Raw genomic sequence first — 15,198 nt, 5'->3', positions numbered from 1 at the left:
GCCGGCAATTGCCGGCTTATCTTACACATTCATCAGCGACTCCCGACGGCGCATTTTGCCGGCCGGTATACCAAACATCATCTTGAACCGGCGGCAGAAATAAGCGGTATCCTTATAGCCTACCTCAGCACCAATGGCCCGGATGCTTTTTTTGCTGGTCCTGAGCAGCCCCACAGCCGCTTCCATCCGCTGGTATTCGATATAATCCTGCGGGTTAATACCCGTTAGCATCTTAAAATACTGTCCTACATAGTCTTCCGATACATTGGCAACGTTGGCCAGGACTTTGTTGGACAGATCACCCCCAAGATTTTCCTTGATGTAGGCGAAAATGTCGATCAGGCGAGGGTCTTTAAAGTAGGTGCTGTTGGTCACCAACTGCTCCACAAAGAGCCGGTGCTTCAGGATGTACCGGATCACTTCGATCACGATCTCTTCCGTCTTGATCTTAATAATCCGGCCCTTGCCGGCAGAATCGGTCATGTCTTCGGCCAGGATATGATTGATCGTCTTCGCCAGATGTTCTTCGGCCTTGATAATAAACGGCGGAATATCGAGCGAGGTAAAGAAGTTGACCGAGTCAAATACTTTGGCTTCAAAAGAGACATAGCCGAAGGAGTTGGGCAGGTTACCAATCCGTTCGGGGTCACGGTTTGCTTCAAAGTACAGCTCACGGTGAGTCATAAACTCTTCGTTGCTGACCGTTTTGGGATTGCTGCCATCACCGTAGGTCACGGTGATGTGCTTTCCGCCCGGGATGAAAAGCATATCGCCTACATCTACTTTCTGTTTTTCTTCGCCGAACGAAACTTCGCCATCGTACAAAATCGTCAGCGAATTCTCTACATCGTAGAAGTTTTTTATGGTAATAGGTTGTAGCACCCGAATATTTCGAGACTTGATAAACTTAACTCCGAGAGACTCTATAATCTTGTTATAGTCTTCCATATACCAGATAATTTAGGGCTGGTGGCAATGATCTGTTGTTTATTGCACAAATCTAATAATTTGTACAAAACTAATACAAGTATAAAAGTTTCCGGCTAATAAAAAAAATAGCGCGGAAACGACAAATTTCCGCGCTCGCATTTTGAAAAATTTACTTTTTACCAGAAAACCGCTACCGGGTTATCTCCCGGGCTATCACTAATTTTTGTATTTCAGAGGTTCCTTCATATATCTGGGTGATCTTGGCGTCGCGCATCAGGCGTTCTACATGATACTCTTTTACGTAGCCGTAACCACCATGTACCTGAACCGCTTCTACCGTTGCCCACATCGCTACATCCGACGCAAAGAGTTTCGCCATGGCGGCAGCCTGCACATAATCCTTGCCTTCATCTTTCAGCCGGGCGGCTTTGTACACCAGCAGCCGGGCGGCTTCAATTTTGGTAACCATTTCGGCCAGCTTGAACTGAATAGCCTGATGCTCGAAAATAGCTTTGCCGAACGCCCGGCGCTCCTGCGAATACGTCAGGGCCAGTTCGTAAGCCCCGGCGGCAATACCCAACGCCTGCGCGGCAATACCGATGCGGCCCCCGTTGAGCGTCGACATGGCGAACTTAAACCCAAACCCATCGTCGCCGATGCGGTTCTCCTTCGGCACTTTCACGTCGGTAAACATCAGCGAGTGCGTATCCGACGCCCGGATGCCCAGTTTATCTTCTTTTTTGCCGATGGTAAAGCCCGGTTGACCTTTCTCCACGATCAGGCAGTTGATACCCTTATGCTTTTTACCTACGTCAGTTTGGGCCATGACGAGGTAAATCTCGGCGGAACCGCCGTTGGTAATCCAGTTTTTAGTCCCGTTGAGCAGGTAGTAATCGCCCATATCTTCGGCGGTGGTATGCTGCGAAGTAGCGTCGGAGCCGGCTTCGGGCTCCGACAGGCAAAAGGCCCCGATTACCTCGCCGGAGGCCAGGCGGGTCAGGTATTTCTGCTTCTGTTCTTCACTGCCGTAAGCCTCCAGGCCCCAGCATACCAGCGAATTATTGACCGACATGATAACCGAGCAGGAAGCGTCTATTTTTGAGATTTCCTCCATCGCCAGCACGTACGACAGGGTGTCCATGCCGCCCCCACCATAGTCCGGCGACACCATCATGCCTAAGAAGCCTAGTTCGCCCATTTGCCGGACCTGCTCTTTGGGAAATTTTGCTTCACTGTCACGCTCAATCACTCCGGGCAGGAGCGCATTCTGGGCAAAATCACGGGCAGCTTCCTGTACGGCCAGGTGTTCTTCGGTCAGGTTGAAATTCATGCCTTGTAGTTCCAGTGTTGCCGATGCCATGTTTTTAGTTTCTGTTTGTTAATGATGTAGTGATGGGTAAATTTAAGAAATTATTGCAAAATTCGTATGCTTGCATACTGATTTTGCGCCGGCTTTATGACGCCTGATCCGGATATACAACGTATTGTTTATAACAACTATCACCTGGCTTACCGACAATTAGGCTATGGCCCGGCTATCCTGCTGGCGTTTCACGGTATAGGGCAGAATAGCGCGTGTTTTCTGCCGCTGGCGGATACGGTTGGCCGGCAATTTACAACCTACAGCTTCGATTTGTTCTTCCACGGGGCCAGTCCGGCCCCGGACTCGGCTACCGGCGAATTCGTACTTACAAAAACGGACTGGACCCGAATTGTTTCGGAATTTCTGAAAGAAAAAAACATTAGCCGGTTTTCGGTCATCGGCTTCAGCATGGGCGGGAAGTTTGCGCTGGCTACTGCCGAAGCCTTCGCCGACCGCATCGACCAGCTTATCCTGCTGGCTCCGGATGGCATTACCGTCAGTCCCTGGTACCGGCTGGCGACAGGTACGGCAGTAGGCCGTCGGCTCTTCCGTTATTTTTTACAGCACATGCTTCTGTTCCGGCGGGTGGGTAACACCTTAGCTGCGGTAGGCTTACTCGACCGCAGCGCACTCCGGTTTGCACAGCGTACACTGGCAACCGCTGAGCAGCGTGAGCGAGTGTACCGGTCGTGGGTAGGGTTTCGTAAGCTGGGAGTTCGTCTTGATATACTAGCCAGTTTGCTGAATCATCACCCCGTTCGTACGCGGTTTATCCTGGGGTATTTCGACCGGGTGTTGCCGGCTGATTTTGTGAAACCGCTCACCCGGCGCTTATATACCTACGAGCTGCACATGTTGAAAACAGGGCACCACCGGCTGGTGGAGAAAGCGGCCGACGTTATTTAGTGCGGGACAGGGCACGCTTCAGCACGGAAAACAGGCCGACAATGGATACCAGCAGCAGGACGGCGAAGGCTATTTTGGTTAAGTTCCCCTCATTTGGGTTTTCCAGCAGGGTGCGAATTTCCCGCGCCTGACTGCCGGTCCAGATTGCCAGCACCGTACGCGGAACCATGCCTAGAAACCCGCCAATCAGGATGTTCCGCAGCCGGGCGCCCGACAAGGCAAACACAATGTTGGTAACGGCAAAGGGCAGAATAGGGGAGAGCTTGGCAAAAAAGATGAACCGCATCTCCTGCTCCCGAATCCGCGCCAGCATATTTCGGACTTTAGGGTTTCGTTCCAGCACCGCCCGCACCTGATCGTGGTCGAGCCAGTGAACAATGATGTACACCAGAATAATGGCCACCATATTCAGGAACAGCAGGGGGGCCAGGGCGTTCCAGCCCAGAAAATACCCGAAGACCAGGGCCAGAAAGGTGGGTAAGGTCAGCGAAATAGTAGAGGTAATACTGCACACTATGGTAGCAATAAGCCATTCCCAACCGCTGAAGGCCGCAATAACAGGTTCGTGCGTGACGATGTAGTACACGACCAAAGAGGTCGTAAACAGGGGGATAACCGTTAAGACAATACTGGCAATAGCCGGATAGGTTAGTTTTTCTGCAACTTGCTCTTCCACATTATACGTAACAAAAAAGTCGGGCAAACGTTGGGTTCGCCCGACTTTGCGGTAATATAGTCAATTAATTCCGCAGTGGCTTGCCGCCCTGCAGCAGGCTCTGAATCCGCTCCAGCGTTTTCTTCTCGCCGGAGAGGGACAGGAAAGCTTCGCGCTCCAGGTCGAGCAGGTACTGCTCGGTAACGGTTTGCGGGTAGCTCAGGTCGCCCCCGCAGATAACGTAGGCCAGCTTATCGGCAATCTTCACATCATGGTCGGAGATGTAGCGGCCCATGCGCATAGCGGTAATACCCGCTTTGAACAAGGCAATACCGGTGCGGCCCTGCACTTTGATATCGTTGCGCGGCTTGGGTTGGGTATAGCCGTTATCGGCCAGTTCCATAGCGGCCTGCTTGGCTTCGGCAATCAGGCGGCTGCGGTTCAGCACAATCTGGCTGGTCGGCCGCAGGTAGTTCATTTCTTTGGCCTCCTGTGCCGAGGTAGATACCTTGGCCGTAGCGATGTTCATGAAGATACTCTGCAGGATGTTCAGCTCCGGGTCGCCGGTCTGGTACAGGTCGGAGGCACGAGCCGCCATCTCCTTCGTACCGCCCCCGGCCGGAATCAGGCCGACGCCTACTTCGACCAGCCCCATATAGGTTTCAGCATGGGCCACGGTCTGGTCGGCGTGCAGGTTCAGTTCGCAGCCACCGCCCAGCGCCAGGCTGTGCGGTGCCCCAACTACCGGGATAGATGAGTAACGCGCCCGCATCATGGTCTGCTGGAACTGCGCAATCATCATATTGATTTCATCGAACTCCTGCTCGATGGCAAACATAAACAGCATGGCCAGGTTAGCCCCCGCCGAGAAGGCTTCGGTCGATTCATTGCCGATGACCAGCCCCCGGAAATCTTTTTCGGCAATGGCGATGCTCCGGTTGATGCCTTCGAGTACCTCCGCCCCGAAGGTGTTCATTTTGGTATGGAACTCCAGGTTCAGGATACCGTCGCCGAGGTCATACAGCGTGGTGCCGGCATTTTTCCAGACCACATTGTTCTTCAGATTCTCCAGAATAATAAAGCTCTCGGTGCCCGGAATAGCCTTGTAGCTCTTTGATGGAATGTCGTAGTAGTTCCGGACGCCGTTCTCTACTTTATAGAAGGAGTCGGCTCCACTGTCGAGCATCTCGTACACCCATTGGGCCGGCTTCAGGTTCCCGGCCTCCATCATCTCCAGCCCTTTCCGTACCCCAATGGCGTCCCACGTCTCGAACAGGCCCAACTGCCAGCCGAAACCGGCTTTAATGGCTTCGTCGATGCGGTACAGCTCATCCGACACCTCCGGAATGCGATAGGTGGCGTAGCGGAAGCCATCGGCGAAGGTCTTGCGGTAAAATTCGCCCGCTTTGTCCTGACCGGCCAGCAGCACCGAGAAGCGCTTTTTCAGGTTGTCGATGTTTTTGGTGGTTTCCAGGGTTGCGAATTTTACCTTCTCCGAAGGCTTGTAGTCAAACGTTTTCAGGTCGAGCGCCAGAATCTGCGTCTGTCCCTTTTCGTCTTTGGTCTTCTTGTAAAAACCCTGACCGGTTTTGTCGCCGAGCCATTTGTTCTCCATCAGCTTCTGCATCACCGACGGCAACTGGAAAGCGTCCCGCGACTCGTCATGCGTCAGGGCCTGGTAAAGGTTGTTGGAGACATTGACCGTGGTATCCAGCCCCACCACATCCGACAGCCGGAAGGTACCCGACTTGGGCCGGCCCACAACCGGTCCCGTCAGCTTATCGACTTCTTCAACCGTCAGGCCCATTTCTTCGGCTACCCGGATGGTCTGCACCATCGCGTAAATACCAAGCCGGTTGGCGATAAAGGCCGGGGTATCTTTGGCTAGCACGGTGGTTTTGCCCAGGTACAGGTCGCCGTACTTCATCAGGAAATCGATAACGGCCGGGTCGGTATTGGGGCCGGTCGCGTCGGCGAGCGGAATAATTTCGAGCAGGCGCAGGTAGCGGGGCGGATTAAAAAAGTGTGTCCCGCAGAAATGCCGCCGGAAATCGTCGCTGCGCCCTTCTGACAGTATATGAATGGGGATGCCTGATGTATTGGAGGTAATCAGCGTACCCGGCTTGCGGAACTGCTCTACCCGCTCGTACAGCGACCGTTTGATGTCGAGCCGCTCCACAATGGCTTCGATCACCCAGTCGTATTTGTTGATTTCCTGTAGGTTATCATCAAAGTTGCCCAGCTTGATGCGGTCGGCAAATTTGGGACTGTACAGCGAGGCCGGAGAGCCTTTCAGGGTGTTCTGGAAGGCTTCATTGACAATCCGGTTCCTGACCGCCGGTTTCTCCAGCGACAGTCCTTTGGCCTGCTCGGCGGGGGTTAGCTCTTTCGGGACAATATCGAGCAGCAGCACCTCCACGCCGATATTGGCGAAGTGGCAGGCAATGCGGGAGCCCATGATACCGGAGCCCAATACGGCTACCCGGCGTATGCTGCGGTTCTTGATAGCGGTTTTCTGTTGTTCGAGGGTTGCTTCCATACACTATACTGTGGTTCTGTAGTTTGTGGCTTAATCGGTATTTTGCTGGCGGTCGGCAATCTTTTTCAGTTCTTCGGCATCGGCCAGGTCTTTGGTGCGGCCAGTCGCCGGCTTCTCCTGCAACAAATCGTGCAGGTGAATGACCCTGAACGGAACACCATCGAGTTGAGCATCCATCGCCCGGCCGTAACAGGCGTCGAAATCAATATCCCGAAAGGCTTTCAGCGCATGGCCCATATTTAGTGTAAAGCCCGGATGGCCTACCTGCACGGAGATTTCCGTCACAGTTGCCATGGCTTTTTCAGGTAAACTGGAGGCTACTCCATGGTTATTTCTTCCGTTGCCGGGGAGGAACTTTCTTTGATCCGGCCGTTTTCTTCTTCCACAATTCGGTTTATGTCTTTAATAACATCGAAAAAGACCACCAGTTTATCCAGCGGAATGCGTTCGCGGATCATGTTGTTAAACTGGATAACACCGTCGCGGGCAATTTCGCGCTTCTTTTTGCCTTCTTCCGTCAGCAGAATCCGGACAAAGCGTTTGTCGTTTTCGTCGGTCTCCCGGCGAATCCAGCCCCGGTCTTCCAGGCTTTTCAGCATCCGGACCAGGCTCCGGGGCTCCATGCCCAGCAGCGGGCCAATTTTGGTGGCCGGTGTACCCGTTTCGGTATCGATGTTCAGCAGGACGTAGCCAATGGCCATCGTCATATCATATTGGGCGGCATAGGCATTGTACATCCGTGAAATGGCGTGCCAGGCCCATTTAACATGAAAATCAACCGTCTTTTCCTTCTTCATACCAGTCTCGCTTCTGTTTCCACGTTCTTGTCAAGGTCGGTAAAGCTACAAGTTTTTGCTAATATTATGCAAGCATACTATTATTCTTGAGAGGCCATTTTGAGGACAAAAATTTTACCCCAGGTCATCTGTCGCTTTTTAGCACCTAAAAAGCTATTCAGAGGACCTGGGGCAGAGCGGGATTTATTCGGCAGGAACTGCTACGGGGGCCTTGTCGACGGCCTTAACCGTCCGGGCTATAAAGATGCTCAGGAAAATAAGGGTGACGGCCATATAGCCGACCCAGTTGTAGTGAAGTAGCTGACCGGTTGGGGCTTTTTGAATAATCAGACCTGCCCCATACGTAGCCGCAGCCTGGGCCAGCAGTTGCACTGAGGAGTTGAAGCTCATAAAACTCCCCCGCTGCTGGGGCAACACTACCGACGAGACCATTGCCTGCGTGGGAATCATGCGGCCGTTGGTGAAGATAAAAAAGATACTTGTCACCGACAGCACATAGGCCATCGACGAAGGACCCATATTGGTGATGAGCAGAATGGGAAGCAGCGACAGGATGGCAAAGACCGTAAAAACCAGGTGCTTGCCCCGACGGTCGGCCAGTTTGCCAACCAGCGGAGCCGAGAAGATGGTCAGGAAGCCGCCGATGAAATAAATCAGGTACAGCTGCTTTTCGCTGAAGCCGGCATTGGAAACCAGCGCGGGGGACAAAAAGGGGATTAAACTAAAATGACCCAGCATCAGTACGGTCGTCAGCAGTAAGGCCCGGAGTTGGTTCGGTGTATGCAAGACGGTCGTAATGGCTTTTAGCGGATGCGGCCGGGTACCGCGCTGCTGCACATGGGCATCCAGGCGGGGCACAAAACGAACAACCAGCCCGGTAACGAGAATTCCCAAGCTGCCTACCACCAGAAACGGTGCATGCCAGCTAATCTCCGTTGCCAGGTACAATCCCAGCGGAACGCCCACCACCGAAGCCACCGAAAAAGCAGCCATCACAAACGACATCGCCTGCGCCCGGCGTTCATAGGCAAACGCATCGCTGACAATGGCCATTACCTGCGCTCCCAGCAGCCCGCCAAATAAACCGGCTACGGTACGGGCCGCCACCAGTAAGCCATAGGTAGGGGCCAAACCACAGGCCAGCGTACCGGCGACAAAGCCGATATACCCGAACAGAATAACCTTCTTGCGGTCGAAGCGGTCGACCACAAAGGCAGCCAGAAAACCGGAGATACCGGCGCTCAGGCTGTAGGCAGATACCAGAAAGCTGAATTGCTGCGGATTCAGGTGAAAGTACCGCATCAATTGCGGCCCCATCGGCATCATAATCATAAAATCGACAATGTGCGTGAAGTTGATGCACCCCAGCACAAACAGCAGTAGTTTTTCCTGACGAGACATAAGTACCCCGGAATGTAATTCCGGGAGTTTAAGTAAATAATAACCGGAATTACATTCCGGTCTACACACACTACTCCGCCACCAGCTTGTCCACCAGCCGGTTAAACTCTTCTACGTATTCATCGTAATACGTACCGGTTCCGGGTCCGGAGAAGCCGGTATGGATGTGGCGGACGTTGCCTTTTTTATCCAGCACAATCGTCGTCGGAAAGGCTACCACCCGGTTTAAGGCAGGTAATGCTTTGGAGGCTTCAACCTTATCGTTTGTGCCGGCCAGCACGACCGGGTAATCAATGTTAAAGCGATTGACCATCCGCTGCAACTTGGGCCCCGACTCTTTCAAATCGGCCGATTTTTCAAAGGCCAGCCCGACAATCTCCACCCCCCGATCCCGGTTCTTTTTGTACCAGGGACTCAGGAAGTTGGTTTCGTCCATGCAGTTGGGGCACCAGGATCCCAGAATCTGGAGAATGACCACTTTGTTTTTAAACCGCGCATCATTGCTGGAGATCAGCGTACCATTCGCATCGGGAAAGCGGAAGCTGATGGTTTTGTTACCCGGCTTCAGGTATGTCAGCGTCGCCGGATCGGGGAGATCGGCCTTGGGGTCTTTGCGGGCGTTCCAGGTCTCTGTATACGTAGCACCGGACCGGTAAGTGCCGCGCAGGGTACCGTCTGGCTGTAGTTTTGCTTTGAACAGGTAGGCGTGGTTGCCATCGAAGGTAGACAGGAAAAGGCTATCGCCGTAGACATTCCCTTCGAGGTACCGGTAATCGCCGGTCGGGGTCAGAAACGTACCCGTGAGCCGGTCGCCGTTTTGATCAAACACTCCAACGGCCAGCGTAGTGTCGCTGCCGGCGGTTGCCCGGAAGAGCGTAGCCCATTTGCCGGAAACATTGACGTTTGCCGGCCGACCATTGGGCGCAAACCGACTGGTAACGCCATAGTGAGCCTCGAATGGCAGCACCTGGTACTCATTGCCGGTGCGCCGTTTGCGCCAGACTCCCTGTATCCGGTTATCGGTTACCTTTCCCACCAGTTCAGATTCGAACAGGCGCATCGGGATGCGGAGCGAATCGTTTTGCACGGTAGCGGTATCCAGCTTCAGCCGCTCACCGCCGTTGAGGGCAAATACCGAATACGTTTTACCGTCGGGGTTGGGCTGAATATCCAAACCAAACGGAAGCTCTCCGCCGGCGGTCTTTAGCGCGGCTCGCCAGGGGCCGGATTTAACAGAAACAGGTTGCTGACTGGTGCAGGCCAGGGGTAGCCCAATCGTGAGAACTGTCCAGAATAGTAAATTTTTCATTCATTCAGGAAGTTTGTGCAGGTGGCTTTATCAGCCGGTCGGCGGCATTTCGCCGAAATTGCTATGTTTGTAACGGCCACCGATTAGCGAAGGTTCCTATCCGAACGGCTATTCAATGTTGTCCCGCAGAAAGACAAAAAAGTGGCCGGGAAATGCTATTTTATGCACACAACCAATTACCACGAGCCGGTGATGCTGGCGGCCTGTCTGGACGGGCTGGCCATCAAACCCGGTGGCACGTACATTGATGTAACCTTTGGGGGTGGAGGCCACAGCCGGGCTATTCTGGAACGGCTGGAAGGCGGCCGCTTACTGGTCTTTGACCAGGATGCCGACGCCAAAGCTAATGCCGATGCGCTGAACGACCGGCGACTGACCTTTATAGCCGCCAACTTCCGGCACCTGAAACGCTACCTGCGTCTGTATGCCATCAAAACAGTAGACGGCATTTTGGCCGACCTCGGCATCTCGTCGCACCAGATTGATACGCCGGAGCGGGGCTTCTCGACCCGTTTCGACGCTGATCTTGATATGCGGATGAATCAGCAGGCCCCCCTTACGGCTGCGCAGATCGTGAATGAGTATCCGGAAGAAAAGCTGCACCGCATTCTGGGTATGTACGGCGAAGTGACCAACGCCCGCACCCTGGCCGGCGCCATTGTGTCGGCGCGGCTGAACCGGCCCATGAAGACAGTAAACGACCTGAAAGCGGTTTTACAACGCTATGCGCCCCGAAACCGGGAGAACAAGTACTTTGCCCAGGTGTTTCAGGCCCTGCGGATTGAAGTTAACGAAGAGTTAAAGGTACTGGAGGAGTTTCTGGAGCAGGTGCCGGATGTGCTGGCTCCTGGTGGGCGGTTGGTAGTGATGTCGTATCATTCACTGGAAGACCGGCTGGTGAAAAATTTCATCAACAAGGGAAAATTTCACGGGGAGGTAGAAAAAGACCTGTTCGGCAACGAGCAGAAACCCTTACAGGGCATTACCCGGAAGCCGATTGAAGCATCGGCCGAAGAGGTGAGCCGCAACCCCCGCGCCCGGAGTGCGAAACTGAGAATAGCGGAGAAAATAGAGTAAATTAGTCGATAGTCAGTAGTCAATAGTGGTTAGTAGGCAAAGCCCGGATTAACTCCTGACGACTATCGACTATCGACTAACGACTAACGACTAACTATGGCACAGAACACATTTAAAACCACCCCGACGGAGAAAGCTCCGCCCAAAGTCCGCAAAAAGAAGGGACCAAACCGGCTGCAGCGGTGGGTGGACGAAACTGCTATCCGGATATTCGGGCGGGAGGATGCCTGGCCGATGCGCAATCTGGACCGTATCCTGTGGGTCTCGCTGCTGCTGACGATTTACATCGGCCTGAACCACAATGCCGAGCGGCTGGTTCGGCGGATGCTGCGGACCAAGGCTGAGGTAGACGAACAGAGGGCAAACTATACCAGCCTTCAGGCAGAATTTATGCGGAGTAGTAAGCAATCAGAAATTGGTAAGCGCGTGGCGGCCTTTGGCTTAGTTGACCGGCAAATCACGAAAGAGGATACCATCAGACCACCCCAGAAAATAGTTGTAAAGCGGGATGAATATTAAGCAGGATATTCTTCGTCGGGCCACGCACGCGTACATCTTTATCATCGTGTTTGCCGTGGCCGTTGTCGGGCGACTGGTGTACGTACAGTACTTTGCCCAGTATAAAGGCAAATACTGGAGCCAGCGTATCGAGGGCGTCCGGATCAAAAGCGATACCCTCCGGGCCAAACGGGGCAACATCTACGCGGCAGACGGCAATAGCCTGTTGGCCACTTCGCTGCCGTTTTACGAGGTTGGGTTTGATCCCCACGTAGCCAAAGACGAGTATTTCAAAAACAAAGTTGATTCCTTATCTATCCTGCTGGCGCGGATGTTCAAAGACCGCTCGGTGCAGGATTACAAAGAGTTGATTAAAGACGCCCGGAACAATGAGCGCCAGCGGTACATCCGGCTGAGCCGACGCCTGATCAGCTATCAGGAACGGCAGGAAATGCGGAAATGGCCTTTTTTCCGGAGTACGGCCAAGGTAGCGGCTCGCGGGGGCGTGTTGCGGCCCATTTATAAGCGGTATCACCCATTCGAGCAGATGGCCAAGCGAACCATCGGCGACCTGGACCCGAAAACGGGTAGAGGGCTAATCGGCCTTGAAGCCAGTTATCAGACGCATCTCGCCGGTAAAGACGCCGTGGGTACGGTCGAGATTCTGGCCGGGGGCGTTCCCAAGCCGGTGGGCGATGGTCCCGGTCTGAAACCCGAGCCGGGCCATGACCTCATTACCACGCTGGATGTCAACTTTCAGGATATTGCCGAGACGGCTCTGCGGAATGCGCTCGATACCTACAAAGCCGATAAAGGATGCGTGATTGTGATGGAGGTAAAAACGGGTGAAATCCGGGCGATGGCCAACCTGACCCGCTACGTGACCGGTGGCTCGGTCCGTTACCTGGAAACGTTTAACCACGCGCTGGCCGGCCGCACCGATCCCGGCTCTACCTTTAAACTGGCCACCATGATGGCGCTGCTGGAAGAGAAAGCGGTTTGGCCCGAGAAGCAGGTCAATACCGGCGGAGGCTCCATGCGTTACTACGGCCTTACTATTGCCGACGCCAGCGGGCACGGCTCCGGTATCCTGACGGCCCGGCAGGTATTCGAGAAATCATCCAACGTGGGTATCCACCTGCTTATGCGCGATTATTTCTACACGCGTCCGGAGATTTACTGCCGCTACCTGAACCAGTTCCGGCTAACCAAGCCGACCGGTATTCAGATGCAGGGGGAGGCCAAGCCTTTTATCCGTAACCCGAACTCAAAAGGGTGGAGCAAAACCTCGCTGGCCTTTATGGCGTACGGCTACGAAATGGCGCTTACACCGTTGCAGATGCTGACGTTTTACAATGCCGTAGCCAACAACGGGAAGTGGGTGCGCCCCATGATTGTGAAGCAGATTAAACTGGCCGATGAGGTGCTGGAAGAAATAAAGCCCTACACGGCACCCGAGCCAATCTGTTCGCCCCAAACAGCCAAAATCGTTAAGAATATGCTGGAGGGGGTTGTGCTGAACGGAACAGCTAAGAAAATTCAGAGTTATAACTACCGAATTGCCGGTAAAACGGGTACCGCCCAGAAGATTATACATGGTCGCTACCAGGAGGGCCGTTATTATACCTCGTTTATTGGCTACTTCCCGGCCGATAATCCTAAGTATAGCTGCATTACGGTGGTCGACAATCCGCATGGCGACTATATCAATGCGCTGTATGGGGGGAGCGTGGCGGCCCCCGTATTCCGGGAGGTCGCCGATCGTATTTATGGCTACGATATCAATATTCACGAACCAAAACCGATGACCCACCGGAGAACAACGCCGGTACCGATGCCGACCGCCGGCTATGCCGACGACCTGCACATTATTGCCGGTGAAGTTGGCCTGACCAGTCAACCCGCTACCGAAGGATGGGTACGTACGGTCTCGAACGGGAGCCGGGTTTCGTGGAGAAGCCAGGCCACCCGACCCACTCAGGTGCCTAATGTACGGGGGCTTACCCTGCGCGATGCCCTGCACTTACTCGAAAACCGGGGACTGCGGGTATCGGTGCAGGGGCGAGGGAAAGTAAAAGAACAGTCGGTTGAGCCCGGTACAGCGCTGGCCGGCACCAAACAAATAACACTCACGTTGGAATGACCATCAAAGAACTCTTGTATAAAGTGCCCATCCTCGCTACGGCGGGCGATATGGAGGCCGTAATCAATCACCTTACGCTTGACTCCCGAAACGTTGGTCCTGGTAGTCTGTTCATAGCCGTCCGGGGGACCGTGACCGATGGTCATACCTTTATCGACACCGCCGTGCGGCAGGGTGCCTCGGCTATTCTGTGCGAAGAAATGCCGGTCAATCCTGAGCCGGCCGTTACTTACGTACAGGTGCAGGATAGTGCCTATACGCAGGGGCTAATTGCGGCTACTTTTTACGGCCATCCGTCCCGCAAGCTAAACCTGGTGGGGGTAACAGGGACCAACGGCAAAACCTCCACGGCTACCCTGCTGTTCCGGCTGTTCCGGGCGCTCGGCTACCGGGTAGGGCTGATCTCAACCGTGCAGAATCAGATTGATGATACTGTTATTCCGGCTACGCATACGACACCGGATGTCATTACGACCAATGCTTTGCTGACCGATATGCTGAAGCACGGCTGCACGCATTGCTTTATGGAGGTTAGCTCGCACGCCGTGGTGCAGCAGCGCATTGCCGGCCTGCATTTTGCCGGGGGTATTTTCACGAATATTACCCATGACCATCTCGATTTTCACGGCACATTTGATAATTACATCAGAGCCAAAAAAGGCTTTTTCGACCAGCTGCCCGCTTCGGCCTTCGCGCTGGTCAATATTGACGATAAGCGGGGTATGGTGATGCTGCAAAACACGGCCGCCCGCAAAGAAAGCTTTTCCCTGCAAACGCTGGCCACCTTTAAAGGTAAGCTGCTGGCCGATAGCCTGTTTGGGCTGCATATGGAAATCGACGGCAAGGAGGTCTGGTTCAAGCTTATCGGCCGGTTTAATGCCTATAATATCCTGGGTGTTTACGGGGCCGCCGTGCTGCTGGGCGAAGATCCGGAAGAGGTCCTGACGCAACTCTCCGGTCTGATGCCACCCCCCGGCCGTTTTGAGCAGGTGGTGTCTGATGAGCAGATAGTCGGTATTGTCGATTATGCCCATACGCCTGATGCCCTGCAGAATGTGCTGGAGACCATCGACGGGCTGCGGCAGGCCGATGAGCAGATTATAACCATTGTCGGTTGCGGAGGTAACCGCGATGCGGCCAAGCGCCCCATCATGGCCGAAATTGCCTGTAAGTTCAGTGATAAGGTCATTCTGACATCCGATAATCCCCGTGACGAAGACCCGATGGCCATTCTGGAGCAGATGCAGGCGGGCGTGCCCCCCATCGACTTTAAGAAAACCCTGACCCTTCCCGACCGGCGCGAAGCCATTCAGAAAGCCGTATCGATGGCCAACCCCCACGATATTATTCTGGTTGCCGGAAAAGGACACGAAACCTATCAGGAAATCAACGGTGTAAAACACGATTTCGACGACCGGCAGGTGCTGCTCGAAGCCTTCGCTAACGTGAAGTCAGGTTCGGTGGATACTCCTTAGAAAGAAATTAGAAATACCGGAATTACCGCTGTAACTTTGATGGCGTAATCGGTGTATGAACCCCCGGAATGCAACCGCCCATACCCTGATCCTCAGCTTACCAGT

13 protein-coding genes are annotated in these 15,198 nt (G+C 54.0%); 5 read left to right on the top strand and 8 right to left on the bottom strand.

The window, feature by feature from the left end; translation table 11 throughout:
* Window positions 1-21: 21 nt before the first annotated feature.
* Both ABD931_RS14900 and ABD931_RS14895 read right to left on the bottom strand, forming a co-directional pair.
* Entirely contained in the window at window positions 22-948 is a 927-nt protein-coding gene (locus tag ABD931_RS14900; RefSeq protein WP_345268441.1) for an AraC family transcriptional regulator, read from the bottom strand.
* Window positions 949-1,120: 172 nt separating this feature from the next.
* Complete coding sequence (locus ABD931_RS14895) at window positions 1,121-2,260, bottom strand: acyl-CoA dehydrogenase (protein WP_502258374.1); 1,140 nt, start codon at window positions 2,258-2,260, stop codon at window positions 1,121-1,123.
* Window positions 2,261-2,386: 126 nt separating this feature from the next.
* Between ABD931_RS14895 and ABD931_RS14890 the strand changes: the two genes are divergently transcribed.
* Window positions 2,387-3,199: an alpha/beta fold hydrolase gene (locus ABD931_RS14890; RefSeq protein WP_345268438.1), complete on the top strand. Its 813-nt coding sequence runs from the start codon at window positions 2,387-2,389 to the stop codon at window positions 3,197-3,199.
* On the opposite strand, the gene ABD931_RS14885 is transcribed toward ABD931_RS14890, so the two are convergent.
* The 6 genes from ABD931_RS14885 to ABD931_RS14860 all read right to left on the bottom strand — a co-directional run bounded on the left by ABD931_RS14885 (window position 3,192) and on the right by ABD931_RS14860 (window position 9,900).
* Entirely contained in the window at window positions 3,192-3,902 is a 711-nt protein-coding gene (locus ABD931_RS14885; protein ID WP_345268436.1) for a TVP38/TMEM64 family protein, read from the bottom strand. The two genes, ABD931_RS14890 and ABD931_RS14885, sit on opposite strands and share 8 nt — an antisense overlap.
* Window positions 3,903-3,939: 37 nt before the next feature.
* Complete coding sequence (locus ABD931_RS14880) at window positions 3,940-6,393, bottom strand: 3-hydroxyacyl-CoA dehydrogenase/enoyl-CoA hydratase family protein (RefSeq protein ID WP_345268434.1); 2,454 nt, start codon at window positions 6,391-6,393, stop codon at window positions 3,940-3,942.
* Between the two features lie 30 nt (window positions 6,394-6,423).
* On the bottom strand, window positions 6,424-6,687 hold the full coding sequence (locus tag ABD931_RS14875; RefSeq protein ID WP_345268432.1) for a hypothetical protein: 264 nt from the start codon (window positions 6,685-6,687) through the stop codon (window positions 6,424-6,426).
* Window positions 6,688-6,710: 23 nt separating this feature from the next.
* Entirely contained in the window at window positions 6,711-7,190 is a 480-nt protein-coding gene (locus ABD931_RS14870; RefSeq protein WP_345268430.1) for a MarR family winged helix-turn-helix transcriptional regulator, read from the bottom strand.
* Between the two features lie 183 nt (window positions 7,191-7,373).
* A complete protein-coding gene (locus ABD931_RS14865; protein ID WP_345268428.1) occupies window positions 7,374-8,591 on the bottom strand; it encodes an MFS transporter in 1,218 nt (405 codons plus the stop codon).
* 70 nt (window positions 8,592-8,661) lie between these two features.
* Complete coding sequence (locus ABD931_RS14860; protein WP_345268426.1) at window positions 8,662-9,900, bottom strand: peroxiredoxin family protein; 1,239 nt, start codon at window positions 9,898-9,900, stop codon at window positions 8,662-8,664.
* Between the two features lie 162 nt (window positions 9,901-10,062).
* On the opposite strand from ABD931_RS14860, the gene rsmH reads away from it, so the two are divergent.
* From rsmH to ABD931_RS14840, 4 genes are all read left to right on the top strand, one after another.
* Entirely contained in the window at window positions 10,063-10,977 is a 915-nt protein-coding gene (rsmH, locus tag ABD931_RS14855) for a 16S rRNA (cytosine(1402)-N(4))-methyltransferase RsmH (protein WP_345268424.1), read from the top strand.
* Between the two features lie 96 nt (window positions 10,978-11,073).
* Window positions 11,074-11,496, top strand: coding sequence for an FtsL-like putative cell division protein (locus tag ABD931_RS14850; RefSeq protein WP_345268420.1), 423 nt, complete (start codon window positions 11,074-11,076; stop codon window positions 11,494-11,496).
* On the top strand, window positions 11,486-13,618 hold the full coding sequence (locus ABD931_RS14845; protein WP_345268418.1) for a PASTA domain-containing penicillin-binding protein: 2,133 nt from the start codon (window positions 11,486-11,488) through the stop codon (window positions 13,616-13,618). The genes ABD931_RS14850 and ABD931_RS14845 overlap by 11 nt, the downstream gene beginning before the upstream one ends.
* Window positions 13,615-15,093 (top strand): UDP-N-acetylmuramoyl-L-alanyl-D-glutamate--2,6-diaminopimelate ligase, encoded by a 1,479-nt coding sequence (locus tag ABD931_RS14840; protein WP_345268416.1) that lies wholly within the window; start codon window positions 13,615-13,617, stop codon window positions 15,091-15,093. The genes ABD931_RS14845 and ABD931_RS14840 overlap by 4 nt, the downstream gene beginning before the upstream one ends.
* Window positions 15,094-15,198: the final 105 nt, after the last annotated feature.

Origin of the sequence: Nibrella viscosa (genome assembly GCF_039541875.1) — a bacterium.
In the GTDB taxonomy this organism is placed as follows: Bacteria; Bacteroidota; Bacteroidia; order Cytophagales; family Spirosomataceae; genus Nibrella; species Nibrella viscosa.
The sequence above is the reverse complement of the archived record's forward strand: the minus strand, read 5'-3'. Positions and strand labels throughout refer to the sequence as shown.

Coding starts and splice junctions, on each gene's coding strand:
- ABD931_RS14860 (WP_345268426.1), bottom strand. CDS start 9,900: ATGAAAAATTTACTATTCTGGACAGTTCTCACGATTGGGCTACCCCTG.
- ABD931_RS14845 (WP_345268418.1), top strand. CDS start 11,486: ATGAATATTAAGCAGGATATTCTTCGTCGGGCCACGCACGCGTACATC.
- ABD931_RS14870 (WP_345268430.1), bottom strand. CDS start 7,190: ATGAAGAAGGAAAAGACGGTTGATTTTCATGTTAAATGGGCCTGGCAC.
- ABD931_RS14890 (WP_345268438.1), top strand. CDS start 2,387: ATGACGCCTGATCCGGATATACAACGTATTGTTTATAACAACTATCAC.
- ABD931_RS14865 (WP_345268428.1), bottom strand. CDS start 8,591: ATGTCTCGTCAGGAAAAACTACTGCTGTTTGTGCTGGGGTGCATCAAC.
- ABD931_RS14900 (WP_345268441.1), bottom strand. CDS start 948: ATGGAAGACTATAACAAGATTATAGAGTCTCTCGGAGTTAAGTTTATC.
- ABD931_RS14840 (WP_345268416.1), top strand. CDS start 13,615: ATGACCATCAAAGAACTCTTGTATAAAGTGCCCATCCTCGCTACGGCG.
- ABD931_RS14895 (WP_502258374.1), bottom strand. CDS start 2,260: ATGAATTTCAACCTGACCGAAGAACACCTGGCCGTACAGGAAGCTGCC.
- ABD931_RS14880 (WP_345268434.1), bottom strand. CDS start 6,393: ATGGAAGCAACCCTCGAACAACAGAAAACCGCTATCAAGAACCGCAGC.
- ABD931_RS14875 (WP_345268432.1), bottom strand. CDS start 6,687: ATGGCAACTGTGACGGAAATCTCCGTGCAGGTAGGCCATCCGGGCTTT.
- ABD931_RS14850 (WP_345268420.1), top strand. CDS start 11,074: ATGGCACAGAACACATTTAAAACCACCCCGACGGAGAAAGCTCCGCCC.
- rsmH (WP_345268424.1), top strand. CDS start 10,063: ATGCACACAACCAATTACCACGAGCCGGTGATGCTGGCGGCCTGTCTG.